The organism is Streptomyces pallidus (ex Mingjun et al. 2026) (assembly GCF_051550185.1).
Taxonomy (GTDB): domain Bacteria; phylum Actinomycetota; class Actinomycetes; order Streptomycetales; family Streptomycetaceae; genus Streptomyces.
Window position 1 is genome coordinate 7,406,477 of record NZ_CP196181.1, and the last position, 24,632, is coordinate 7,431,108.

Consider the following 24,632-nt stretch of genomic DNA (forward strand, 5'->3'; position numbering starts at 1 on the left):
GTGCCGTGGGCGTCGCGCGTGCCGTCCGTGCGGGGTGCGGGGCTCATACGGGGTCCTCCCGGCGTGCCAGCCGTTCGAGATGGTCCGCGGCCGCGGTCGTGCCCCCCGCGGCGCGGAAGGCGGCGGAGACCTCGGCGGCCGCCGCCCGGACCCCGGGCTCGTCGAGCACGGTGTCCAGCGCCGTGCCGATGGCCGCTGCGCCGGCCCGGCCGAAGCGGATCCTGACCCCCGCTCCGGCGGCCGCCACCTGGGCGGCGATCACCGGCTGGTCGTCGCGGATGGGCGCCACGACCAGGGGCACCCCGTACCACAGGGCTTCGCACACGGTGTTGTGGCCCGCGTGGCAGACCACCGCGGCGGTGCGCTCCAACAGGTCGAGCTGCGGGACGTGGGGCAGCGCGATGACGTCCGGATCGCCGGCCCGCTCGCCGAGCACCCCCTCGGGGTCGGCCACCACGGCCTGCACCCGTGCGGCCCGGGCCCGTACCGCGCTCGCCGCCTCGGTGAGGAAACGCCGGCCGGCACCGGCGTTCGCGGTCCCCAGCGTCACCAGGACCAGGGCCCGACCGGGATCGAGCCGGTGCCACGGGAACGCGGCGGGGCGGGGCCGCGCGGCCAGCGACGGGCCGACCCAGCGGACGCGGTCGCCGCCGCGCAGGGCGGGCCCGGCCAGTTCGGGTGTGCTGAAGGCGAGGACGAGGTGCGGGGAGAACCGGGGGTCGCCGGAGCCGCCCGGATTCCCGATCCGTTCGCGCAGGCCGCCGATCAGCGTGTCGTTCCAGGCGGCGACCCGCGGCATCGAGGCGAGGGCGTCCGCGAACTCCGCCGAGGTCGTCGCCGACGTGGCCCACGGCAGTCCCAGGTCCTCGGCCACCAGCGCCCCGGCGAGCGCCTGCTGGTCGGCGACGACCACGTCCGGCCGGAACGCCCCGACCGCCTCCCGCACGCCCGGCGCCATGGCCTCGGCGAGCGGGACCAGGAAGCGCTCCCACAGGAAGCGCAGCGCCTCGGGACCGCGCAGGTCCGGCGGGCGGCCGGAGTCGGCCACGCCCGCGCCGGGGCCCCCGCCCGGCCCCTGGGATGCGTCCGGCGGGCACGGATGGACCACCGCGTCCGGTCCGGCCAGGCGGCGGACCAGCGCGGGCTCACCGGCCCAGGCCACCCGGTGCCCGCGGGCGGCGAGCGCGGACGCCACGCCGACGACCGGGTTGACGTGCCCGACCAGCGGCGGCACGACGAACAGGAAGGAACTCACCGGGCGGCCACCTCCGGCCCGGCCGCGACCGGTTCCCTCAGCACCCGCGCCGGGCCGTGGCGGCCGACCCAGTCCAAGATCGCGTCCCGCACCCGCCCGGGCGCCTCCACCAGCACCGAGTGGCGCAGGCCCGGCACCAGTTCGGTGGTGCAGTGCGGCAGCAGCGTGCGCAGCCGGGGCGCCTGTTCGGCCAGGTCGGAGTCGGCGCCGTAGAGCGCGAGGACGGGGCAGCGGATGGTGCGGACCAGTGCGTCGTCGAGCACGGGGCTGGCCGGGATGTCCCGGGCGATGGTCGTGTCCCGCACCAGCCGCCCGGCCGACTTCGCCAGGCGGGCTGTGTGGCCGCCGTGGTGGGCGGCGATCCAGTCGAGGGCGGCGTTCTCGTTGACGCTCATCTCGTGGCGGACCCGCTCCAGCAGCCCGGCCAGCTTGACCGCCCAGGAGGCGGTGGCGGGTTCCGACTCGACGACGACCAGGCTCGCCACCCGCTCCGGGCGGCGCCGCGCGTAGGCGAAGGCGACCGTGCCACCGTACGAGTTGCCCACCAGGTGCACCGGTCCGGACACCGCGAGGCCGGTGAGCAGGGCGTCCAGGTCGTCGGTGGCGTCGTCGAGGCCGTATCCGGACGCGGGCCGTGCGCTGCGGCCGTGTCCCCGCTGGTCGTACATGACCACGTCGAGGCCGGCGGCGGCGAGGGCCGGGGCCACGGTGAAGTAGTAGCTGGCGAGGCTGTCGGTGAGCAGGCCGTGGACCAGGACCACGGTCGCCCGCGCCGGGCCGGCGTCCGCGGGCGCGAGGCGCTGGACGTGCAGCCGGACCCGGCCGGTGTCGAGGAAGGTCATCGCGGGTGGGCCCCGTCCGCGGCCTTCAGGCACAGGCAGATGTGCTCGACGAGCCGGCCCACGTCCAGCTCGATGATCTCCTCCAGGTCCATGCCGGCGACGAACTCGGCGAAGTTCACCGATCGGCCGTAGCGCTCCTCCAGCAGCCCTGCGAGCGTCACCAGGTCGATGCTCTCGAGTTCCAGGTCGCTCCCGAAGCGGGTCCGCATGGTGACCTCCCCCTCTTCCCACTCGTATCCGTCCAGTACCTGTCGGATCATGGAGGTCAGCTCGGCGAGCACCCCCTCCTCGTCGGCGCCCTCGGACGTGCCGGGCCGGTTGGTCGTCACGACTCGCTCCCCTCGTCACGGTCGGCGCCCGTACCCGGTGGCTCCGGGTCCGGGCCGTTCGTCCACGCCACGACGTACGCGCGGGGCGGCAGTCCGGGCGGATTGGCGACCCGTGCGCAGCCCACCCGGTACACGCGGGCCGGGATCCCCGGCACCTCCGGCCCCTTCGGGGACGGCGAAGCGTCCGGCCGGCGGACACGGACCGTCAACCGGTCCGGGTCCGCGGCCGTCACCTCGAAGTCCTTGGGGCGGCCCGCGAAACCGGTGCCCTCCGCCTTGGCGACTGCCTCCTTGGCCGCCCAGAAGCGGGTGAACCACACGTCGGGTGCCTCCTCTGTATCCGCCTGGCAAGCCGCCAGGAGGGCGCGTTCTTCCAGGCCGAGCACGGTGTCCACGGTCGCCGCGGCCGGCACGGCGATCTCCTCGATGTCGATGCCGGGTCCCGGCCGGCCGGCCGTCCGGGCGCCCTCCGCGGCCGACGACGGCCCCGGTGGTCCTGGCGGACGCCCGGCGCGCGCGAGCGCGACGCCCGCCTCGGCGCTGTGCGCCAGCGACACCTCCAGCGGCGGCAGAGTACGGCCGTGCCGCCCGGTCACCCGGGGCCGTCCCGACGGCTCGTTGTCCACGAGGAGTTCGGCGGGGAAGACGGGCCCCTCGCCGGCGTCCCACAGCAGGCGGCGTACGGCGTCCTTCGCGGCGATCCGGCCCAGCAGCCACTGCCGGCGCCCGCGCGGCGGCCGGGCGGCGTAGGCGGCACGCTCCGGGCCGCCCAGCGCGTTACGCATGATCAACTCGCGGGAGGCCAGGTCGGGCCAGCGCTCGAACACCAGCGACCAGCCGCCGGGCCCGGTCACCGAGAGCGTGTTGCGGTCGGGGAAACGTTCCACCGGCCGGGTGTGCGGGTCGTTGTCGAAGCGGCGGTCCTGCCAGCCGGTCAGCTCCGCCCACACCCTGCCCGCCACGGTGAGCACCGCGTCGGCCTCCAGGACCGTCTCCGTGAGGGAGGTGACGCGGACGAGGCACTCCACCTCCGTGCCGGGCCGGGGGGAGGGGCCGAAGAAGCGCATGTGCCGCATCCGCACGGGGAAGACCACGGTCCGGTCGGTGCGGCTCGACATGATCCAGTAGCCGAGGACCTGGCCGACGTTGTCCAGCAGCGCGCCCGGCGCGGCCGGCGTCCTGAGGGTGGCGCGCACGTGCCGGTCGGCGATGGCGGCGAGCCGGCCCATCCCCTGGTAGGCCGGGCCGTGGAACATCCAGCGCTCGCGGTAGACCTGCTCGGCGGTGTGGTCGGGAATCCGCTCGGAGGCGGGGTCGGGTGGTACGGGCGGCGCCGGTGCCGCGGGGTGACGGGCGGCCAGCTCCACGACGGCGCGGGCCTGCGGCCCGAACGACACCGCGACCCGGCCCGGCCCGTGCCGGGTGACGGTCACCTCGACGTCCACCGGCTCGGCCGCCGTCAGCCACCGGTCGAAGCCGACGTCGTGCACCGCTACGGCCACCTGTCCCGGTACGGCACGCTCGGCCGCCTCCATCATGTGCGCCACGATCGTCGTCGCCGGCACCACCGGCCACCGGTCCGCGACGTCCGGCCAGTCCGCGCGCTGCGGGAAGAAGCAGTGGTCCAGCAGGTACGGCATGGTCTCCACCGAGACCCGCACCGTCTCGCGACGGACGGAACCCGAGCCGCCGGCTCCGGAGCGCGCTGCGGCCGCAGCGGGCGGCGGCCCGGGCGGCACGGCGGGCGCTTCGGGCCGCCGTCCGCGAGCGGCGGGCAGCGGGCCCCGGACCGGCCGCCCGGCGGGCACCGGTGCCGTACGGCGTACGGGCGCGGCCGGCCGGGCCGAGGTGAGCAGTCCGGCGGCGGCCTGCGCGGCCTGCGCGGTTTCGTGCAGCAGGGCCGACAGCTCCGCCGCGACGGGTCCGCCGGCGGCCGACAGGGGCCCGGGCGCGGCGGCAGGCACGGCGGCCGACGGGCGCGCGGCGTGCGGGGGTGCGGGCGCTGCGGGCGCTGCGGGCGCTGCGGGCGCTGCGGGCGCTGCGGCGGGGGAGGGGCGCGGGGTCAGCGAGGGCCGGGCCGAGGGCGGCAGGGTCACCAGCGCGCCGCTCAGATCCAGCCGGACCGGACGCCGGACCGGGAGAGCGCCGGAGCCGACGGAGCGGGGGTGCGCGGCGCGCCCGGATCCGGGCGGCGCGTCCACGGCCTGCGGTCCGGTGGCGGCGCCCGCGGTCCACAGGGCGGTGGCCACCCGCCGGAGCTGGTCCAGCCCCCCACGCCGCGGGGAGTCCGCGGCGACCACCAGATGGTCCCGCCCGGCCAGCGAGTCCCCCACGAGGGCGCCGAGTTGCCCGGGCCCCGCCTGGACGAACACGCGGAACCCCGCCCCGTACAGCGCCTCGGTCAGCAGCCGGAAGCGGACGGGCTCCAGCAGGTGGCGTACGAACAGCTCCCGGATCCCGGCCTCCTCGACCGGGAACGGCGCCCCCGTCGTGCCGGACCAGACGGGGGTGTGCGGGGCGCGCAGCGGCAGCCGTTCGGCAGCCTCCCGGAAGGGCCCGAGGAAGGGCGCGAGCATCGGGGTGTGGAAGCCGGAGCGGAACGGCAGGGTGCGCACGAGCACGCCCTCGGCGCGCAGCGCGGCGGCGAGCCGTTCCACCGCTGCGGGCGGTCCGCACACCATGCACTGGTGGGGCGCGTTGTCGTGTGAGACGACCACCCCCGGGTGGTCTCCGGCGGCCAGGCGTCCGGCCACCGTGTCCGCGTGCGCGCCGACGGCCGCGTACGCCAGGTCGGCGGCCTCGACCGTGGCCGGGTCCAGGGCGGCCATGAACGCGTCCACCGCCTCCTCCTCGTACAGCCCGCCCGCGGCCATCGCCGTCCACTCGCCGACGCTGTGCCCGGCGACCGCGTCCGGGACGACGCCGATCCGGCGGAGCGCGGCGTCCAGCAGCCGGCCGACGGCGACGACGCCGAGGCCGTGCACACCCAGCGGCCCCGCCCCGCCGGCTCCGCCGGCTCCACCGGCTCCACCGGCTCCACCGGCTCCACCGGCTCCACCGGCTCCACCGGCTCCGCCCGGCCTGCCGAGCGGGGTGGCCCCGGGAGCGGCCGGCGGCCGGGGCAGGCCGAACCGGTCGGCCACCTCGTCGACCCGGGGCGCGAAATCGGCCTCCAGGCCGGGGAAGAGGAAGACCGTCCTACCGCCCCCGGCGGGGTCGACGTCGACGCCGACGCCGGTGCTCCCGACGCCGACGCCGACGCCCGCACCGAGCAGCGGGTACGGGCGGAACCACACGTCGCCGCGCCCGTGCCACGGCTCGCCCCGGGCGACGGCCCGCCGCGCCAGGGCGAGCCGCTTCGGGGTGGGGCCGACGATGCCCAGCCGTACCGGCCCCGCCCCGGCGTCGGCCGGAACCCCGCCGGCCCACGCCGACGTCGTCCCCCGCTCCTCCAGGAGGTCGGCCAGGGCCTCGGGCGTCGCGGCGGCCAGGAGCAGTACCGGCTCCGGCTCGTCGACCACGGCCCGCGCGCGCGGCGCGGGCGCAGCGGCGACGGCCCCCGCCGCGGCTCCCGCGCCGTGCGGGGCCTGTTCGAGGACGACGTGCGCGTTGATCCCGCCGAAGCCGAACGCGTTGACCGCCGCCCGGCGCGGCCCCCCGTCCGGCCCGGCCTCCCAGGCGGCCGCCCCGGCGAGCGGCCGGAAGCGGGTGTCGGCCAGCGCCGGATGCGGGTCCTCGCAGTGCAGCGTGGGCAGCAGCACGCCGTGGTGGACGGCGAGCGCCGCCTTGACGAGCCCGGCGACCCCCGCGGCGGGCATGGCATGCCCGATCATGGACTTCACCGACCCGATGACGGGCCGCTGCCCCGACCCGCCGGGCTCCGCAGGGCCGAACACCTCCCGTACGGTCGCCAGTTCGGCGGCGTCACCGGCCGGGGTGGCCGTACCGTGCGCCTCCAGCAGCCCCAGCGAGCCGGGCGCCGCCGGGTCCAGGCCGGCGGCCCGCCAGGCCGCCCGGACCGCTCGTGCCTGCCCGGCCGGATCGGGGTTCACCAGGCCCGACGTGCGGCCGTCGCTGCTGATCCCGGTCCCGCGGATCACGGCGTAGACCCGGTCGCCGTCGCGTTCCGCGTCGGCGAGGCGTTTGAGCACCACCACGCCGGTGCCCTCACCGATGAGGAGCCCGTCGGCGCCACGGTGGAAGGGGCGGATCCGCTCGCTGGGGGAGAGGGCGCGCAGCTGAGAGAAGACGCTCCACAGCGTGATGTCGTGGCAGTGGTGCACGCCCCCGGCCAGCATCACGTCGCACCGGCCGGCGGCCAGCGCGGCGACCGCCTGGTCCACGGCCAGCAGCGACGAAGCGCACGCGGCGTCGACCGTGTACGCGGGACCCCGCAGGTCCAGGCGGTTCGCGACCCGGGAGGCGGCGAGGTTGGGCACCAGCCCGATGGCGTCCTCCGGCCGGTCGGGACCCAGCCGTGCGGTGAACGCCTCCCGCACCCGCTCCAGTTGCTCCGCGTCCAGGCCCGGCACCAGCTCGCCGAGGGTGTGCACCAGCTGGCGGGCCGTGCGGACGCGCTGGTCGAGGCGGACCAGGCCGGGCGTGAGGTAGCCGCCGCGGCCGAGGACGATCCCGACGCGGTCGCGGTCGGGCAGCCGGTCGGTGCCTCCCGCGTCGGCCAGTGCGTTCGCCGCCACGTGGAGTGCGATCAGCTGGTCCGGTTCGGTGCCGGGCACCGAGGACGGCATGACGCCCCAGCGGGTGACGTCCACCTCCGCGACGGCGTCCACGAACCCGCCGCGCCGGCAGTACACGCGGTCGGCCGCCGCCGGCTCCGGTGCGCTGCCCGGGCGGTAGTAGGAGGCGTCCCAGCGGCCGGGCGGGACCTCGCCGATGACGTCGACGCCCGCTCTCAGGTTGTGCCAGTACGCGGCCAGGTCGGGTGCGCCCGGCAGCAGTACGGCCATACCGGTGATGGCGACGGGCACGGCCGGGCCGCCGGACCCGTACGGACGGCGGGTCACGTCACCACTCCGAGGCGGTCAGGACGACGGCCCGCTCCGCCGGGTCACCCCAGGCCAGCTCCCGCAGCAGGGCCAGGGCTCCCTCCTCCGGATCGATCAGCCGGACCCCGCGCCGGGCGTAGTGCCGGGCCAGCTCCGGGCCGACCATGCCGCTGTGGTCCTCGGAAGGGGCCCACGGGCCCCAGTGCACGGTCAGCGCGCGCCGCCCGGTCCGGGCCGCCCACGCGGTGCCGTACGCCTCCAGCGCGTCGTTGGCCGCCGCGTAGTCGGCCTGGCCGCGGTTGCCGAGGACGGCCGCGATGCTGCCGAACAGCACGGCGAACGACAGGTGCTCGGCCTGCGGCAGCTCCTCGACCGCCGCGAGGAGCGCGGCCGCACCCTCCGTCTTGGTGCCGAGGACGCGGCGGAAGGAGTCCTCCGACTTGTCCTCGATCAGCTGGTCCTCGACGACTCCGGCGGCATGGACCACCCCGTCGATGCGGCCGTGTTCGGAGTGGATCTCCTTGAGCGCCTGGAGCACGGCGGCCGCGTCCCGGCAGTCGGCGCTGCGGTACCGGGCACGGCCGCCGGCCGCCCGTACGGCGTCCAGCGTCGCGGTGATCTCGCGCTGGGCCAGGATCAGGTCCGCGGCGCCGTCGACGGCCGCGGGCGAGTCGTAGCGGCCGGTACGCGCGAGCAGGCCCCGCAGGGCGGTGCGGTCGCGTGCGGCGGCGGTCACCGGGTCCTCGGGCCCGCTCGGCGCCGGGGTGCGGCCGAGGAGTTCGATCCGGCAGCGGGCGGCCGCCGCCAGCACGGTCACGCACCGCGCGGTGATCCCGCGGGCCCCGCCCACGACGACCACGACGCCGTCGCGGTCCAGCCCCAGCGCCTCCGCCTCGGCGGCGCCCCCGCCGGCCGGGCCCGCGCCGGTACCGGCGAGCGGGCCGAGCGGCGCCTCGACGAGCACCGGCGCGAACCGTCCGGCCGGCGTGCGTACGACCACGGGCTCGCTGCCGCCCACGAGGAGCTCCTCCAGCAGGGCCTGCGCGGCCGCCACCGGACCGGGCGGCCCACCGGGATCGAGCGCGAGACAGCGCACCGCGACGTCCGGGTACTCGCGGGCGGCGGACCGCAGCAGCCCGTCCGTCCCGGCCGCCCGGACCCCGTACCCCGCCTCCCGGACGACCAGCAGGCGCCGCGGGGCGCCGCGCAGCACGGCCCGGACGACGGGGAAGCCGGCCGGGAGGAACGGCGGACCGCCGCTCCCGCCCAGGGCGCCCAGCACGACCACGCCGTCCGCAGGGCCGTCCGCAGGCGCCGCCGGGACCGAGTCCGTGAGCAGCGCCTCCGCGCCCCGCGCGGTCAGCAGCTCCCGCAGTTCCGCGGCGGCGCCGCGCCAGGCCCCGGAGCCGTCGCCGAGGAGCACCCACCGGGTGCCGGTGAGGTCCGCCGTCGTGCCGGCCGTGCTCGTCAGCCGGGCCCGGACCACCCGGTACCGGCGGGGGGCGGTCACGACCGGCTCCGCCGCGCCGTCGGGCTCCGTAGCCCCGTCGGGCGGCCTGGGGCCGGCAGCGCCGGCCGCCGCACCCTGCTCGCCGGGCGTGCCCGCGCCCGGTGCGGCTGCGGCGACCGCGGTCTCGGGCTGCGGGACCTGAGGTCCGGCGGTGGCGTCGGATGCGGTTGATGCGGTTGATGCGGTGGAAGTGGGGGAGGCCGTCGCGTGGGCCACGAGCCACCGGGCGATCGCGGAAGCGGTCCGCGCCCGCGTCAGCTCCTCCAGTTCCGCGTCGTCCAGCGCGGCGGGCGCGGGGCCGCCGGCCGAGGTGCCGAGGCGGCGGGCCAGCTCTCCCGCGATCTCGGCGCGCTTGATGGAGTCCACGCTCAGGTCGGCTTCCAGGTCGAGTTCCGGTTCGACCATGTCCGAGGGGTAGCCGGTGCGTTCGCTGATCAGTTCCAGGACCGCCCGCAGAACCGTTTCCTCGGAGAGCTCCCCGGACTGTGGCGCGTGTGTGCCGGCATCCGGCGCACCGCCCCCCGGTACGGGCCCCCCGGGGGCTTCGGACGCCGCGGGGCCCGGTGCGCCGGTGCCGACCGTCCACCCGGGCCCGTACTCGGGTACGGGCACGGACACGGCCACGGGCGTCTGCGCGGCGGGGCCGGGGGCCGGCCTCTCCGGCCCGCCGCCGAAGTACGCCAGCAGCACGTCGCGCTGCGCGGCGATCATCTCCCGGCTGCTGCGCAGGAACTCGGCGACCAGCATGTCCTGCGCGTCGGAAGCAGCCTCCTCACCTGGGTTCGTCGACACGGGTGCCTCCACGACTCGTCGGGCCGGCGTGAGGGCGCCGGGGAGCGGCTCGCCGGACGCGGTCCGGACGAGGTGTCCGTCCACCGTCCAGCCGGGGGTGCGCGGGGCGGGGGCCCGGTCGATGTCGACGGCGTCCCGCCCCCGGAACATCCAGTCGTTGGCCACCGGCAGTCCGGCGGCCGCCAGTCGGGCGACGGCGTCGAGGAAACCCGCCAGTCCGCTGTCGGCGCGCGGTTCCACGGCGACCACCCGGTGCGGCCGGTCACCGAGGACGTCCGCGACGAGCCGGGTCAGCACCCGGCCGGGTCCGACCTCGACGAAGGTCCGGGCACCGGCGCCGTACATCGCCTCGATCTGCGCCGCGAACCGCACCGGCGCCCCGATCTGAGCGGCGAGCTCCGCGCGCACCGACTCGGCGCCGGTCCCGTAGCGGAGGGCGGTGCGGTTGGCCCACACCTCGAACTCCGGCTCCCGCAGCGGGAACTCCTCCAGGATCCGGCCGAAGGCCGGTCCGGCCGCGGCCACGACCGGGCTGTGGAAGGCACAGGCAACCGGAAGCCGCTTCACCGCCAGCCCGGCGTCCCGCAGCCCGCGCACCGCCGCCTCGACCGCGCCGGTCGGGCCCGACAGGACGCTCTGCCGCGGCGCGTTGTGGTTGGCGACGACCAGCCCGTCCGGCAGCGGTGGGCCGCCCAGCACCCGCCCGATGTCCTCCGGTGCGGCGGCCACCGCCGCCATGGCCCCGGGGTCGTCTCCGGCCGCGTCCAGGATGGCCGCGGCGCGGGCGGAGCTCAGCCGCGGCAGCGACTCGGCGTCGACGACCCCCGCGGCGCACAGGGCGACCAGCTCGCCGTAGCTGTGGCCGGCCGCCATGTCGGGCCGGATCCCGCAGCGGCCGAGCAGTTCGTACGCCGCCAACTCCACCATGCCCAGGGCCGGCTGTGCGGCCCTGGTGTCCGTGAGGGCCCGCCGCGACTCCTCCAGGGCTGCCTCGTCGAACGCGGCGGGCGGGTACAACGCGCCGACGGCCCGGCCGCACGCGTCCGCGTCCGCGGTCATGGCCGCGCCCGTCCCCGAGCCCGTGCCCGCTGCCGCTTCCGCTTCCGGGTCGACGCCGAGCAGCCGGCCGAGGGAGGGGAAGGCGGTGAAGAGGTGGGCGGACATTCCGGGACGCTGACTGCCCTGCCCGGGGAAGAGGAAGACCGTACGCCCGATCCCTTCGCCCTCCGCGACCGCCTCGGCCGCCCTGTACACGTCACGTCCGGAGCCGGTCGGCTTCGACGCCGGCGCCGGACCGGCATCCGCCCCGAGGTCCTCCTCCACCGCTGCCCGCAGCAGGCGGCACAGGTCACCGGTGTCCTGGGCGACGAAGGCGATCCGGACGGGCCCGCGGGCCCGCGCCGCGCGGAAGGACGCGGTCGCGGCCAGGTCGCGCAGCCGCCACGGGGCGTCGCCGCGGGCGGCCGCGTCCGCCGGGTCCAGCAGCTGTGCCGCGGCCCGCCGGGCGGCCGCCGGGTCGGTCCCCCGGAACAGGAACAGTTCGGCCGGCCACTCGTCGCGGGCGTGCGCCGGCGGCGGCCCGTCCCCGCCGCGGGCGGCCAGGACCGCGTGGAAGTTGGTGCCGCCGAAGCCGAACGCGCTCACGCCCGCGTACCGCCGCCCCGGGGCGACCGGCCACGGCAGCGCCTCCCGGTGGAAGACGAAGGGGCTGGCGCCGGACTTCCAGGCCGGGTTCGGTCTCTCCAGGTGCAGGGTGGGCGGTCGGACGCCGGTGTACAGCGCCAGTACGGCCTTGATGAGCCCGGCCAGTCCCGCCGCGCACTTCGTGTGCCCGATCTGTGATTTCACCGAGCCCAGCACACAGCTCCCGGCGAGGGCGCCCGCCTCGTCGAAGACCTCCGTCAGCACGCCGAGCTCGGTGCGGTCGCCGACCACGGTCCCGGTGCCGTGCGCCTCCACCAGACCGACGTCGGCGGGGGAGACGCCGGCGCCCCGGTAGGCCCGTTCCAGGGCGGCGCGCTGGCCCTCCGGCCGGGGCGCGGTCAGCCCGAGGGAACGCCCGTCGCTGGAGGCGCCGACTCCCTTGATCACCCCGTAGATCCGGTCCCCGTCCCGTTCGGCGTCCGCGAGGCGCTTGAGGACGATGCAGGCGACGCCCTCGCCGAGGGCGATGCCGTCGGCGGCGGAGTCGAAGGCCCGGGAGCGGCCGGTCGGCGACAGCGCGTGCACCGAGGTGAAGAGGGCGTAGTCGTTGATGCCGTTGTGCAGGTCCGCGCCGCCGCACAGCATCACGTCGCTGGTGCCGAGGAGAAGCTCCTTGCACGCCACGTCCACGGCCGCCAGCGAGGAGGCGCAGGCGGCGTCCACCGTGTAGTTGGGGCCGCGCAGGTCCAGGCGGTTGGCGACCCGGCCGGCGACCACGTTGGCGAGCAGGCCGGGGAAGGTGTCCTCGGTGAGCCGGGGCAGCTGTTCGTCCAGCCCGGCGGGCACGTGCCCGTAGTAGGAGGGCAGCACGGCCCGCAGCGTGGTGGCGTTGGACAGGTCGCTGCCGGCCTCGGTGCCGAACACCACCCCGGTCCGCGAGCGGTCGAGGACTCGGCCGTCCTCGCCGTAGCCGGCGTCCTCCAGGGCGCGCCGGGACGCCTCGAGCGCGAGCAGTTGCACCGGCTCGATGCTGCCCAGGGACGCCGGCGGGATGCCGTAGCGCAGGGGGTCGAAGGGGATGCGCGGCAGGAACCCGCCCCATCGGGACGCGCTGGCCGAGCCGGTGCCGTCCGGGCCGGGGGAGCAGTGCACGTCGGGGTCCCAGCGCTCCGCCGGCACTTCGGTGACGGCGTCCCGGCCGTCCAGCACCTGCGCCCAGAACGCCGCGAGGTCCGGAGCCTGGGGGAACATGCAGGCCATGCCGATGACGGCCACGTCCAGCGGAGCCGGTGCCGGGGCGTCGGCCCCGGAGGGGAGCGGGGCCCGCCCGGCCCGCAGTGCGGCGCGCCGCCGGTCGAGGAAGGAGGCGGCCCCCTCGGTGACGGACGCGTGCAGCGCCGCGACGGTCGTGGGGGCGTCGCGCAGCACCGCCACCTGACCTGCCATGAACATCCCCTCGGCGTACTGCCGCTCCTCGTCCACCGCGGCCAGGGCGCCGCTCGCGGTGCGCTCGACGCCCTTGCTCGCCAGCCGCAGCCGGCCGACGTTCAGGCGCTCCAGCCGCTCCCACGCCTCGCGGTCGGGAACACCCTCCGCGCGCAGGCTGGCCGCGAGGTCCCGGAATCCCTCGCTGAACGGGCTCGGCACGCACCGAGTGGCGTGCCCGGGCGCCGTCCGCAGCAACGCGGTGCCCTCGGCGGCCAGCACCTGCCGCTGGAACAGGGGGCGTACGGCGCCGTGTGCGACGGCCTCCCGGGTGAACAGGTAGGCGGTGCCCATCAGCGTGCCGACCGCACACCCGAGGGCGGTGAGCGGCGCGGCCAGGACCGCCACCATGGCGGCGGAGCGGGCGTCGTGGACACCGCCGGCGAAGAACACCTCGATCTCCGGTGCGCTGCCGGGATCCTCCGCCAGGTACTCGCGCAGCACGTCGATCTGTGCCTCCCACAGCGGGAAGCTGTTGCGCGGGCCGACGTGTCCCCCGCACTCGGCGCCCTCGAAGACGAAACGGCGCGCGCCCTCGCCGAGGTACTGGCGCAGCAGTCCGGGAGAGGGGACGTGCAGGAAGGTGCGGATGCCGTCGGCCTCCAGGGCCCGGGCCTGCGAGGGCCGGCCCCCGGCGATGACGGCGTGGCCGGGTCGGTGCGCGCGCACCGCTTCGAGCTGGGCGGTACGGGTCTCCTCCGGAGCGAAGCCGAGGATCCCGACCCCCCAGGGGCGGCCGGCGAGCGCCGCGGCCGCCTCGGCGAGCAGCGTGTCGGCCTGTTCCGGGCCGGCGAGCGCCAGGGCGAGGAAGGGCAGGGCTCCGCCGTCGGAGACCGCGCGGGCGAAGTCCGCCCCGTCGCTGACCCGGGTCATGGGCCCCTGGGCGAGGGGCAGCGCGGTGCCGAGCGCCCGGCTCATGGGGGACCCGGCGCCCAGGCCGCGGGTGGCGGTGTCGTCGTCGGCCGCGGCCCGGATCGCTTCGGTGACGGCGCGGACGGCGCCGGCGGCGTCCCGGTGGCGGTCGGCGAAGCGGGCGGCGAGGAAGGCGTCCTGCCCGACCGGCAGCAGCCGGGTGCCCGGGTCGCGCCCGCCGAGCAGCTCCGTGATCCGGTCCGGGTCGTCGGGCAGTTCCGCGGCCGGCGGGGCCCCGGGCCCGCGGCGGTGCAGGAAACGGTGGCGGCCCAGCACGGTGGTCTCGGAGCCGTCCATCGACCGCAGGACGGCCGCGACGGCCGCGGGGAGCGCCGACTCCGCGAGGAGCGCCAGCTGGGTGTCGAGCACCACTCCCGCGGCGCCGCCGGCGACGGCGGCCGCGGCCGTGCCGGGCGCCATGCCCCCGCAGGCCCACACCGGGGGCCCGTCGGGGCCGGTGGCGTCGAGGAGCTGCTGCAGCAGGACGAAGGTGCTCAGCTCGCCGATCCGGCCGCCGCACTCGTTGCCCCGGGCGATCAGGCCGTGCGCACCGTCGTCCAGGGCGGCCCGGGCCTCCGCCAGATCGGTGACCTCGGCCAGCACGCGCACGCCGCCCGCGCCGGACGGCAGGTCGCCGGGCCGCGTGGCCGCCCCGACGCCCAGCAGCACGGTACGGGGCCCGCCGGCCACGTCGAGCAGCCCGGCCAGGTCGCCGGGGCGTAATCGGCACTGCGGCCCGATCCGCACCCCGTACCGGCCCGGGAGCCAGTGCCGCAGTTCGCCGAGGGCCTCACGGGCGGCCCGGTCGCCGGATCCGAGGTCCAGGACGCCCAGGCCGCCGCCGCGCGTGACCGCGGCCGCGAGGCGGGAGTCGGGTTCGCCGAAAGGGGTCAGTCCGATGACTTGCACTACCGACGTCATAATTCTCCGAATGTGCGATGGCGTTGCCCGGTGGGGGAATTTCGGCCATGACTAAGGCCGCGGGAAGGCACAAGGTCGCGCTGGCCCGGAACGGGAATTAGGGCCTTTCGGTGAACGAGGCGAAACTAGCGCCAAGTTACTGAGGGGTCAACGCTCAGTCGCTGATCCGAACCCGGCGCTGCCGAACCGGCCATCGGAGGCGGACCCCCGGCCGGCCACGGCGGATGTTCGCCGGGGGAACGCCCCCTGATGCGTCCCGTAAAACGAACGGCGCAAATACGTCGTCCTGCGGCGTACGCCGAAGAGTCGAAAAGTACTGGTCAGTAGCACCTGAACGCGTTCGGGTCGCTATCCGTGGATGTCCGAATCGAGTCGGCGGAATCCGACCCGACTGCGGAACCGACCACTTCCTGCCGGAGCGCACGAACGCACCCGTTCCCGGCAGCCCCTCCGCCCCTGGCGCTGCACGGCACCGGCCTCGACCTGGACCTGACGGCCGTGGACCTTGCAGGATGGGCAGCATGACGAGCGAACGGGCCGCGACGACCGGCCTTGCAGGGGAGGGGGAGAGCCCCCTCCCGCTTCCCCCGGGAACCATCTGGCACGCCACGGGCTCAAACGTCTTCCCCCATGCGGCGCGGGTGGAAGGGCGCTGGTGGGTCCTGCGGCTCAACGACTTCCCCGAGCACCCGCTCCACACCCTCTTCGTCGACGGCCGCTGCGTCGCCGACGTCAACGACGACCTGGCCGACTGGCGGCAGCTTGCCGACCCCTCGCTGCCCGTTCTCACCGCGCCCGAACGGGCCGAGGTCCTCGGCCTCATGGCCGGACTCGGCCCCTACGGGGCGGAACACGGCAGTCCGTGCGACGGCGACTGGTGCACGTGCGACCTCCTCACCGACGACTACGTGCGCGAGCGGGCCGACTGAAGGGGCCCGGCGCAAAGGGCCCGGGCGCGCACCCGGGCTCAGGCCGCACACCCGCCGTCGACCGGGATGTCCAGTCGGTCGGCGACGGTGGTGAGGGCCGTGCCCAGGGGGAGCGCGACCCGGGTGAGGGCGTGCGGGTCGCCGCGCGTCGGGTCCCGGTTGACGATCAGCACCGGCTTCCCGGCCCGGGCTGCCTGGCGCACGAACCGGAGCCCGGACATCACCGTCAGGGAGGAGCCCAGGACCAGTAGCGCCGCAGCCCCGCGGACCAGCTCGCGACAGTGCTCGACCCGCTCCGGCGGAACGGCTTCGCCGAAGAACACCACATCGGGCTTGAGGACGCCGCCGCAACCGGAGCAGGGCACTGCGCGGAAGTCCCCGACCTGTTCCTCGGTGAGGTCGGCGTCGCCGTCCGGGTTGACTCCGGCGGCCACCGGCTCGAAGCCCGCATTGGCCTCCTCCAGCCGCTCGGCCAGCTCGCGGCGCGGGCTGAAGGCTCCGCAGGAAAGGCAGACGACCCGGTCCAGGCTGCCGTGGAGCTCCACGACGCCCTCGCTGCCGGCGGCCTGGTGCAGGCCGTCGACGTTCTGGGTGATCACGCCCGACAGCAGGCCGCGGCTCCCGAACGCGGCCACGGCCCGGTGCCCGGCATTGGGCCGGGCGCCGCCGAAGGTACGCCAGCCGAGGTGGCTGCGCGCCCAGTACCGGCGTCGCGCCCGGGCGCTGCCGGTGAAGTCCTGGTAGGTCATCGGGGTGTGCCGGCTCAGGCTCCCGCCCTCGCCCCGGTAGGCGGGAATGCCCGACTCCGTGGAGATGCCCGCCCCACTGAGCACCAGCACACCGCCCCTGCCCAGGGCGTCGGCGACCGGCTCCAGATCCGTGGTGCCCGGCGGCAGGTCCTCGGTTGGGGTCCAGTTCAGCGTGGGACGCGTGCGCATGCCGCCCAGGGTACGGAACGGGTCCCGCCGACGCTTCCGCCGTCCACCGCGGACGGCCTTGCCGGGCGGCGGGGCGGCCGTACGGGCGGACGGCCGGGTGGGTGCGCTGTCGCCGGCACCGCGCGCCGGCCGGCGCGTAGGACCTGCCGCTGGCTCGTCCCGTTGGTTCGGCACTCCGGCCGGTGCCGGTCGCCAGGCGTGCACGGTCGGTGACCGGGCCGGGGTGTGGGCCCGTGGCCGTGCCGCTCGCCTGCCCGCAGCTGCGGGCCCTTCGGTGCCCCGCCTTCGCTAGTGCATCGTGAAGTGGCGTACATGTGTGCGTCGTTCGAAGAGTGTGGTCGTCCCGCGGGGCTGACGAGGAGATTTCCTTCAGAAAGCTTGGCGAACAGGGCTGTCGGCCCGGGCGGCCTTGAATCGCCTCTGCGAATCGGTCAGGGTTTCGAACCAGCCCCAGAAGATCCTTCGGCTCCAACGGGGTTGCACCACAACGCTTTGACGCCCCACACGTCAACACGAGGAGAACCCTCTTCATGTCAACTCACAGGCATGCCCGCGCACGCTCGCGCGGCTTCCGCATCCTGGCCGTGGCCACCGGAGTCGCCACCGCAGCCGGCGTCTGCATGCTGTTATCGCCCCTCGCCGGTGCCACCGCACCCGCAGAGGGAACGGTGTACGGGCTCGGCGCCCCGGGGGCACTTCCCGGCAGCTACATCGTCATCCTCGACCAGAACGCGGACAAGCAGGCCCTCGCCAAGAAGTACGGCGGCGAACTCAAGCGCACCTACACGTCCGCGGTCAACGGCTTCTCCGCATCCGGGCTCTCCGAGACCGGAGCCAAGCGCCTCGCGGCCGACCCGGCGGTGTCCAAGGTCGTCCAGAACAAGAAGTTCTCCATCAACACCACCCAGGACGACCCGCCGTCCTGGGGCCTCGACCGCATCGATCAGACGGAGACGGCGGGGGACAAGAAGTTCACCTACCCCGACGCGGGCGGTGAAGGCGTCACGGCGTACGTCATCGACACCGGCGTCCGCATCACCCACAAGGACTTCGGGGGCCGGGCAGAGCACGGCTTCGACGCCGTGGACAACGACCAGAGCGCCGACGACGGCAACGGGCACGGCACGCACGTCGCCGGAACCATAGCCGGCCGGTCGCACGGGGTGGCGAAGGCGGCGAAGATCGTCGCCGTCCGCGTCCTCGACGACAACGGGTCGGGCAGCACGGAGCAGGTCGTCGCCGGGATCGACTGGGTGACACAGCACCACAGCGGCCCCTCCGTGGCGAACATGAGCCTCGGCGGTGGTGCCGACGAGGCGCTCGACGAGGCCGTGCGCCGTGCGATAGCGGCGGGGGTCACCTTCGGGGTCGCCGCGGGCAACGAGTCGAGCGACGCCGGACAGGGCTCGCCCTCCCGCGTCCGGGAGGCGATCACCGTGGCCTCCAGCACCGCCGCCGACGCCCAGTCGTCGTTCTCCAACTTCGGATCCGTCGTCGACCTGTACGCACCCGGGTCGGACATCACCTCCACCTGGAACGACAGCGACACGGGCACGAAGACGATCTCCGGTACGTCCATGGCGACCCCGCACGTCGTGGGGGCGGCCGCGCTGTACCTGGCCGGCCACAAGGACGCGACCCCGGCGCAGGTCGCGGAGGCGCTCACCGCGGCCGCGACCCCGGGGAAGATCACCAACCCGAGCAGCGGTACGCCGAACAAGCTGCTGAAGGTGTCCGACCGGTAGCCGGATCACCTTCGTGGCCTGATCCGCCCGCACAAGCACCGGGGCCGCCGCACCTGAGGGGGGATGCGGCGGCCCCGGCCGTGCGGGGGCCTTCGCCCGCCCGACCGCGACCAGGACGCCGAGCCGCAACGGCTGCTCGCTCTCGGCGCCAGGCCCGCCGACGTGGGTCGGACCGGTACCGCGAGCTGGCACGTCCGGTCGGGAGGAGGTTCAGGAACCGGTGGTGGCGCGGGCGGAGCCGGTGCTCGTGCCGTTGGCGGTGCCCAGGAAGCACGTGACCTCGCGGTCGCCGAGGGCCCAACTGCTGGACTGCGGGTAGTAGTAGAAGACCTCCAGCGTCTTCGGCAGCTTCGCGGCGTTGCCCACGTAGTCGGTCAGCGCCTTCCCGCCGCACTTCTCCTCGGCGGCCGCGGCGGCCTTCGCCGTGCCGGGGAACGGGCCGTCCTCCAGGTCGAAGACCGCGTACGCCTCACCCTCGTGGGGCTGGTCGCAGGGCACCGTCCGCACCGAGAAGCGGGCCTGGGTGCCCTCCTTCTCCTGGGTCTTCGCCAGGTCGTCCTCCGTGTTGAAGCAGTCGCCCTTGCGGATGTCCTGTACGTCGCTGGAGCCGGGGGTGGTGACCTGGCCGCTGGTGTCGCGCCGCGGCTCAGGGTCGACGCCCATCGCTCCGGACAGCCCGATGACCATCACGACCACGTAGAACGCGATGGTCGCCGCATGGATGACGATGGCCGCTACGGCCAGCCCCTTGCCCTTCTCGCCGCCCTTGCGGATCTGGGAGAGGGCGACGATGCCGAGGATCAGCGGGACCGTCGGGATCGCGCAGACGAGCGACATCACGAACGCAACGACGGCCAGCACGTTGGTCTTCTGTGGCGGCGCGTACCAGCCCTGCGGACCGCCGTACGGCGGCGCCGCCGGCCCGGCCATTCCGGGATGTCCCGGCTGGCCGGGCTGCCCGTACGGCCCCGGCTGCGGGTACGGCTGAGGGGACGACGGTGGCTGCGGGGGTATCGACATGCGCGTGGTGCTCCTCGCGAGAGGGTGGGACGTGGCCAACAGCCGGCGGTGACGCCGCCGGGTGGGGGACTGATGGGCGGATGATGTTCGGATCGGCCGCGCCCCAGTATCCCCCGGCCGGAGGAAGGGGCCGGTCCATTCGAGGACGGGCAGACGACCGCAGTCTTCGGGGCAGTGCGGGCGATACGGGCCGTACAAGGGATACGCGGGCCGCGGGAGTCCCGGGAGCTAAGGGCGTTCGAAGAGCTGGAGGACGCCCCCGACGGAGAAGCACAGGGCGCCGGTCAGGGTGCCCCAGTTGGCGATGGCCACGTTGACCAGGCTGCCGGTGCTCGGCCTGGTGTACGCGGCGAGCGCGGACAGCATGAAGAGGGCCGACCCGAGCTGGTTCACCGTGACGATCCACCAGCCGAGGTCGCGCGGCAGCAGGCGGAGCCGCCCGTGGCAGACCTCGATCAGGGCGAGGTGCCCGGATGCCAGGAACAGCAGGCAGCCCACCAGGTCGGGTACCCAGACCATCCGGTTGACCTGCTGGACGCTCAGCCCCTGCTGGAACGAGTCCAGCAGGTTCACGCCGAACACCAGCGTGCCCGTGAACAGGAGGAAGGCGCTCAGCCAGTCCAACCGCATCGGCTCGTAGCTCCACCACCGCCAGCGGCGGGTGGCCAGTAGGCGGTTGTCGACCGTGTGGCGGGGCGCGTTGACCGCTTGCAGGAGCGAGACGTAGCCGCCGGTGTTGAAGAAGAGTCCGCCGACGAAGTAGATCGACGCGCTCTGCGTGGCGTCGCCGGATCCGAACTGGGCGACGCCGGCGCCGGCCGCGAAGAGGGCGCCTCCGATGAAGAACGCGGTCGCGGCGATGGCGTTGAGCCTGCGCAGGCGCCCGATCGAGACCTCGTCGGCGCGGGCGTGCAGGTCGTGTTCCGCCCCCGGTGTACGGATGGCGAGGGTTCCTCGCCGCCGGGCGGGACGCGACTCCCAGACCGCTGTCCCGCCATCGGTCAGCTGCCAGGTGACCCGGGTGGTGAACGGTCCGAAGCCCTCGACGCGCTGCTCGGGTTGCGTCACGGGCCGAGCCTAGAGCGCCGGGCGGCCCGCCCCGTGGACGAAACGCCGCCCTTCGGGGGCAGCGCGACGCGCCCGTCGTCTACCTATATGCTTTAGGTAAATGCTTGATGGATGTAGGAAGGTTTCGGGGAAGAGGATGAGGGGGCGTCATGGCCGGACGGGTCGGGCTCACAGCGGATCGGCTGGTACGTGCGGGGGTGGACCTGGCGGATGAGATCGGGTTCGAGCACGTGACGCTCTCCGAACTCGCCCGGAGGTTCGACGTCAAGGTCGCGAGCCTCTACTCGCACCTGCGCAACTCCCACGACCTGAAGACCCGGATCGCACTGTCCTGCCTGGAGGATCTCGCCGACCGGGCCGCCGACGCCGTCGCCGGACGCTCAGGCAAGGACGCCCTCGGCGCGTACGCGGACGTCTTCCGCGACTACGCCCGGGAGCATCCCGGCCGCTACACCGCGACGCAGTTCCCGCTCGACACCGACACCGCCCTCGCGAGCGCCGGAGTACGCCACGCGCGGATGACACGGGCCATCCTGCGCGGCTACGACCTGGCGGAGCCGGAACAGACCCATGCCGTCCGCATGCTCGGCAGCGTCTTCCACGGCTACGTCAGCTTGGAGAAGGCCGGCGGCTTCAGCCACAGCTCCCCGGACAGCCAGGAGAGCTGGGACCGCATCATCGACGCCCTCGACGCCCTGCTGCGGGCCTGGCCCACACCGTGAGTGCCCACCCGCCGTCCGCCCCAGCCCCCACACCCCCACGCACACGCACACCCGCACCAAGCCACAGGAGTCCGCTCGTGTCCCCGGCCGCACACTGGATCACCACCCCGCTCACCGACTCCCTGGTGCGCGGCGCCATCGAGCTGGAGCGCACCGCGCAGGGACTGCTGCCGCACCGGCTGCCCGCCCGGGCCCGGGCCCAGTGCGCCGACGGACAACTCGCCATGGCCGAGGCCCAGCCGTCCGGCGTACGGGTCGCATTCCGCACCCGGGCCACTGCGGTCGAGCTCGAGACCGTACCCACCAAACGTGTCTACGCCGGTGCCCCGCCCCGCCCGGACGGCGTGTACGACCTGCTGGTCGACGGCCGCCTCACCGCGCAGGGCAGCGCAGACGGCGGCAACACCCTCGCCGTCGACATGACGGACTGGAGCACCGAGTACCGCCCGGGCCCACCGGCGACCGTCCGCTTCACCGGCCTGCCCACCGGGGCGAAGGACGTCGAGATCTGGCTGCCCCACGACGAGACCACCGAACTCGTCGCGCTGCGCACCGACGCCCCCGTCGAGTCGCTGCCCCTCCGCGGCCGCCCCGTCTGGCTGCACCACGGCAGTTCGATCAGCCACGGCTCCAACGCCGCGAGCCCCAGCACCACCTGGCCCGCCCTCGCCGCCTCGCTCGGCGGCGTCGAACTGCTGAATCTGGGCCTTGGCGGCAGCGCCCTGCTCGACCCGTTCACGGCCCGCACGATCCGCGACACCCCCGCCGACCTGATCAGCCTCAAGCTCGGGATCAACGTGGTCAACCTCGACCTGATGAGGCTGCGGGCCTTCGGCCCGGCCGTGCACGGTTTCCTCGACACGGTCCGCGAAGGCCACCCGACGGCACCTCTGCTCGTCGTCTCGCCGATCCTGTGTCCCGTGCACGAGGACACCCCGGGCCCCGGCGCGGTCGATCCGGACTCCCTCGCCACCGGGCAGCTGAAGTTCCGGGCCACGGGCGACCCGAGTGAGGTGGCGGGCGGAAAACTGACCCTTACCGTCATCCGGGACGAGCTGGCCCGCATCGTCCGCGAGCGCCGTGCCGACGACCCGCACCTGTACCACCTCGACGGGCGCGAACTGTACGGACCGTCGGACGCGGCCGCCATGCCACTGCCCGACAACCTCCATCCGGACGCCGCGACCCACCGCCTCATGGGCGAACGCTTCGCCCGGCACGCCTTCACCACCGGCGCCCCGCTCGAACGGCCCGCCGACCCCCACCTGCACTCGCCGGTGGCTCAGTGGGGTCCTGGGCCCTGTTCGTAGTACGCGCGCAGCCGGGGGCTGCGCATGGCGGGCATCCGGACGAGGGTGTCCGTGAAGGCGCGGTGGTGGGGGAGCAACGGGTACCAGGGCCCGGGCGCCGACGCGTAGTCGTCGCGCAGGACACCTTCCGGCAGCCTCCCGGTCGCCGGCAGCGGTGAGGTTTCCCCGGGGTGGACGAGGTACGCCCAGACCCCGCTGTCCAGCGGCACCACCACCGCCTCCTCGTCGCCGGGCGGCCGCCACGGCTCGCCCGTCAGCGGGTGGCGCGGGACGAGGAGGACGTCGGGACGCGGCCGGGGCGCGGGGACCCCCGGGCCGGCGAGCCCCACGGACTTGGCCGCCGGCCCGGCCGGGAGGTACCGGGACACGGCGGCGCCGAGCAACTCGGCGACGGGACCCGCCGGAAGGCGCACCGGACAGCCCTCGGAGACTGCCACGAGGTGGGCCAGCGCCACTCCGACCGCCGCCTCCCAGCGACGGCTCCACCACCCGTCGGGGTCGACGGGCGGGACGCGGTGCTCCGGGTGCTCCAGGTCCGCCCAGTCCGGTGGTGGGCCCGCCGGGAGGCCGGACGGGAGGCGGTGGACCGCGTCGGGCTCCAGCCACACCGTCTGCCAGAGCCCGCAGTCGTCCATGCGGGTCGCCACCGCCCGACCGCAGGCCACGCACGCCAGGTTGGGACCGGCCCGGCCGTCGACGCCCCGGCAGTAGCCCTCGCACTTGTCGAGGACCAGCGCCATGCCGCGGGAGTCGCCGGGCGCGATGACGATCCTGTCCCGCGCCCCGAAGGACACGGAGTACACGGGCGCGTACACCCCCTGGCCGGCCGCCCCGGCCTCTCCGATCTCGTCCCACAACCGCCAGGGCGGTCCCGAGGGTTGGGGGTCGACGGCATACGTCCCCGGTTCCATCAGCGGGGGATGCAGTTCCTCCCATCCCCCGTGGTGGGTGTGGACGGGGAGGGCGACCCGGGAGAGCGGCGCCGTCAGCTCCGCGCCGCACCCGGCGCACGTGAACACGTCCAAACGAGCTCCCTCTCCCGCCAGTACCTCGGCGATCTTCCGGGACTCCCGCCGGCCGGTCCACCGGATTTCGCCCGGTCGGGCCGCGAGGTGTCAGACCATGAGCAGCAGCCGCGTCTGCGGCACCAGCTTCCGGTTCACGCTGGTGCTCTGCACGAAGATCGTGAAGTCGTCGTTGTGGTCCGGCTTGAGGCGCACTTCCGCGTCGGGCAGCCCGAGCAGGGCCCGGGCCTGCGGGCCCGTGTACACCCGGTCCGTCTTCTTCTCCAGCACGGCGATCTGCTTGCGCGCCTGGACCTTCTCCGACTTGCTCAGCTGATAGAACGCGCAACCCGTGCGGTAGGTGTGTCCGGACTCTATGACCCATTCCCGGATGGCCGCGTCGCGAGTCACCGGAACGAGGTGGTATTCCGACGGATTCGCCGGGGTGAGACCGGCCGCCTCGATGGTCTCCTTGTTGACCGCTTCCGCCCCCGTGGAGAACACCGCCCGAGATCCCCGGATTCCCTTGGTGCGGCCCACCATGAATTTCTCGGTGGCCTCCCTGATGACCTGTCCGGCCTCCTCCAGACCCTGCGTGCTCGTGGCGTCCCAGATGGCCACGTTGTCCTTCGGGAAGCCGCACTGCACCGCCTCGCGCTTGCCCATCTGGTCCGGCACCAGGACGGCCAGCGTCCAGTTGTCCTCCTGCGTCTCGATCATCCGGGCCACGGCCTGGACGAGTTCACGCGGGCTCCTGGCAGGAGCGCCGGGGCAGCGGTGACTTGCGTTCTCCTGCCCGTCGGTCAGCACGAACGTCAGGAAGCTGTGGTCGCCGTACAGCTGGGCCGTCTGCGCCAGCTCCTGCTGCGACTTCAGCGTGGCGGCCAGCAGGGCCGTCATGCCGCCGACCCGGTACAGCTGCTTCAAGGACGGCATGCGCAGCACGTCCTTGTCGTAGATGACGCACTCCACCTCGTCCGCGAAGACGTACACCGTGACACGGGTTTCCTGGTCCAGTTCCTCCGACCGGCGCGCCAAATAGGCGATTTGCTGGTCGGCGACTTCGACGACCTTGCGGCTCAGCTTCGTCATCGACGAACTGGCATCCAGCACAAGAGCAACGTGATTGATGTAGTTCTGGTTTCCGGACATGGCCGCTCCCCCTTTTTCCGATTCGATGCTTCGATCCTCGCACCCACC

The 24,632-nt window shown here is 75.0% G+C and carries 14 protein-coding genes and 1 pseudogene; 5 read left to right on the forward strand and 10 right to left on the reverse strand.

Translation table 11 applies throughout. From position 1 onward, the window contains the following. Positions 1-43: 43 nt before the first annotated feature. From ACSHWO_RS33100 to ACSHWO_RS33120, 5 genes are read right to left on the reverse strand one after another with little or no spacing between them, the layout of a single operon-like run. The gene (locus ACSHWO_RS33100; protein WP_438318034.1) at positions 44-1,255 is read right to left on the reverse strand and encodes a glycosyltransferase; all 1,212 of its coding nucleotides are present in this window, start codon (positions 1,253-1,255) and stop codon (positions 44-46) included. Continuing rightward, the gene (locus ACSHWO_RS33105; protein WP_361099311.1) at positions 1,252-2,097 is read right to left on the reverse strand and encodes an alpha/beta fold hydrolase; all 846 of its coding nucleotides are present in this window, start codon (positions 2,095-2,097) and stop codon (positions 1,252-1,254) included. Before ACSHWO_RS33105 ends, ACSHWO_RS33100 begins: the two co-directional genes overlap by 4 nt. After that, a complete protein-coding gene (locus ACSHWO_RS33110; RefSeq protein WP_438318038.1) occupies positions 2,094-2,426 on the reverse strand; it encodes an acyl carrier protein in 333 nt (110 codons plus the stop codon). Before ACSHWO_RS33110 ends, ACSHWO_RS33105 begins: the two co-directional genes overlap by 4 nt. Then, the gene (locus ACSHWO_RS33115) at positions 2,423-7,450 is read right to left on the reverse strand and encodes a beta-ketoacyl synthase N-terminal-like domain-containing protein (RefSeq protein ID WP_438318041.1); all 5,028 of its coding nucleotides are present in this window, start codon (positions 7,448-7,450) and stop codon (positions 2,423-2,425) included. The genes ACSHWO_RS33110 and ACSHWO_RS33115 overlap by 4 nt, the downstream gene beginning before the upstream one ends. 1 nt (position 7,451) lies before the next feature. Next, positions 7,452-14,696: an SDR family oxidoreductase gene (locus ACSHWO_RS33120; protein ID WP_438318044.1), complete on the reverse strand. Its 7,245-nt coding sequence runs from the start codon at positions 14,694-14,696 to the stop codon at positions 7,452-7,454. 521 nt (positions 14,697-15,217) lie between these two features. On the opposite strand from ACSHWO_RS33120, the gene ACSHWO_RS33125 reads away from it, so the two are divergent. Beyond that, positions 15,218-15,625: a hypothetical protein gene (locus tag ACSHWO_RS33125; RefSeq protein ID WP_438318047.1), complete on the forward strand. Its 408-nt coding sequence runs from the start codon at positions 15,218-15,220 to the stop codon at positions 15,623-15,625. A gap of 38 nt (positions 15,626-15,663) precedes the next feature. On the opposite strand, the gene ACSHWO_RS33130 is transcribed toward ACSHWO_RS33125, so the two are convergent. Then, a complete protein-coding gene (locus tag ACSHWO_RS33130) occupies positions 15,664-16,563 on the reverse strand; it encodes an NAD-dependent protein deacetylase (protein ID WP_385848248.1) in 900 nt (299 codons plus the stop codon). A gap of 530 nt (positions 16,564-17,093) precedes the next feature. Between ACSHWO_RS33130 and ACSHWO_RS33135 the strand changes: the two genes are divergently transcribed. Together ACSHWO_RS33135 and ACSHWO_RS33140 are read left to right on the forward strand one after the other, a co-directional pair. Beyond that, positions 17,094-18,308, forward strand: coding sequence for a S8 family peptidase (locus tag ACSHWO_RS33135; RefSeq protein WP_385848251.1), 1,215 nt, complete (start codon positions 17,094-17,096; stop codon positions 18,306-18,308). Between the two features lie 96 nt (positions 18,309-18,404). After that, a pseudogene (locus ACSHWO_RS33140) lies at positions 18,405-18,503 on the forward strand (VOC family protein); the annotation flags it as partial. Between the two features lie 15 nt (positions 18,504-18,518). Here the strand turns inward: ACSHWO_RS33140 and ACSHWO_RS33145 are convergent. Beyond that, the gene (locus ACSHWO_RS33145; protein ID WP_438318052.1) at positions 18,519-19,328 is read right to left on the reverse strand and encodes a septum formation family protein; all 810 of its coding nucleotides are present in this window, start codon (positions 19,326-19,328) and stop codon (positions 18,519-18,521) included. 228 nt (positions 19,329-19,556) lie between these two features. Next, complete coding sequence (locus tag ACSHWO_RS33150; protein WP_438318055.1) at positions 19,557-20,396, reverse strand: hypothetical protein; 840 nt, start codon at positions 20,394-20,396, stop codon at positions 19,557-19,559. Positions 20,397-20,545: 149 nt separating this feature from the next. Between ACSHWO_RS33150 and ACSHWO_RS33155 the strand changes: the two genes are divergently transcribed. Then, positions 20,546-21,118 (forward strand): TetR/AcrR family transcriptional regulator, encoded by a 573-nt coding sequence (locus ACSHWO_RS33155; RefSeq protein WP_361099334.1) that lies wholly within the window; start codon positions 20,546-20,548, stop codon positions 21,116-21,118. A gap of 77 nt (positions 21,119-21,195) precedes the next feature. Next, positions 21,196-22,428 (forward strand): SGNH/GDSL hydrolase family protein, encoded by a 1,233-nt coding sequence (locus ACSHWO_RS33160; RefSeq protein ID WP_438318059.1) that lies wholly within the window; start codon positions 21,196-21,198, stop codon positions 22,426-22,428. On the opposite strand, the gene ACSHWO_RS33165 is transcribed toward ACSHWO_RS33160, so the two are convergent. Together ACSHWO_RS33165 and ACSHWO_RS33170 are read right to left on the reverse strand one after the other, a co-directional pair. Beyond that, the gene (locus tag ACSHWO_RS33165; protein ID WP_438318062.1) at positions 22,401-23,453 is read right to left on the reverse strand and encodes a hypothetical protein; all 1,053 of its coding nucleotides are present in this window, start codon (positions 23,451-23,453) and stop codon (positions 22,401-22,403) included. The genes ACSHWO_RS33160 and ACSHWO_RS33165 overlap by 28 nt on opposite strands. Before the next feature lie 90 nt (positions 23,454-23,543). Then, a complete protein-coding gene (locus ACSHWO_RS33170; RefSeq protein ID WP_438319328.1) occupies positions 23,544-24,584 on the reverse strand; it encodes a vWA domain-containing protein in 1,041 nt (346 codons plus the stop codon). Between the last annotated feature and the right edge of the window lie 48 nt (positions 24,585-24,632).

Excerpts from the sequence above, each read along its gene's own strand:
- ACSHWO_RS33155 (WP_361099334.1), top strand. The coding sequence starts at position 20,546 with ATGGCCGGACGGGTCGGGCTCACAGCGGATCGGCTGGTACGTGCGGGG.
- ACSHWO_RS33135 (WP_385848251.1), top strand. The coding sequence starts at position 17,094 with ATGTCAACTCACAGGCATGCCCGCGCACGCTCGCGCGGCTTCCGCATC.
- ACSHWO_RS33170 (WP_438319328.1), bottom strand. The coding sequence starts at position 24,584 with ATGTCCGGAAACCAGAACTACATCAATCACGTTGCTCTTGTGCTGGAT.
- ACSHWO_RS33130 (WP_385848248.1), bottom strand. The coding sequence starts at position 16,563 with ATGCGCACGCGTCCCACGCTGAACTGGACCCCAACCGAGGACCTGCCG.
- ACSHWO_RS33145 (WP_438318052.1), bottom strand. The coding sequence starts at position 19,328 with ATGTCGATACCCCCGCAGCCACCGTCGTCCCCTCAGCCGTACCCGCAG.
- ACSHWO_RS33105 (WP_361099311.1), bottom strand. The coding sequence starts at position 2,097 with ATGACCTTCCTCGACACCGGCCGGGTCCGGCTGCACGTCCAGCGCCTC.
- ACSHWO_RS33125 (WP_438318047.1), top strand. The coding sequence starts at position 15,218 with ATGACGAGCGAACGGGCCGCGACGACCGGCCTTGCAGGGGAGGGGGAG.
- ACSHWO_RS33120 (WP_438318044.1), bottom strand. The coding sequence starts at position 14,696 with ATGACGTCGGTAGTGCAAGTCATCGGACTGACCCCTTTCGGCGAACCC.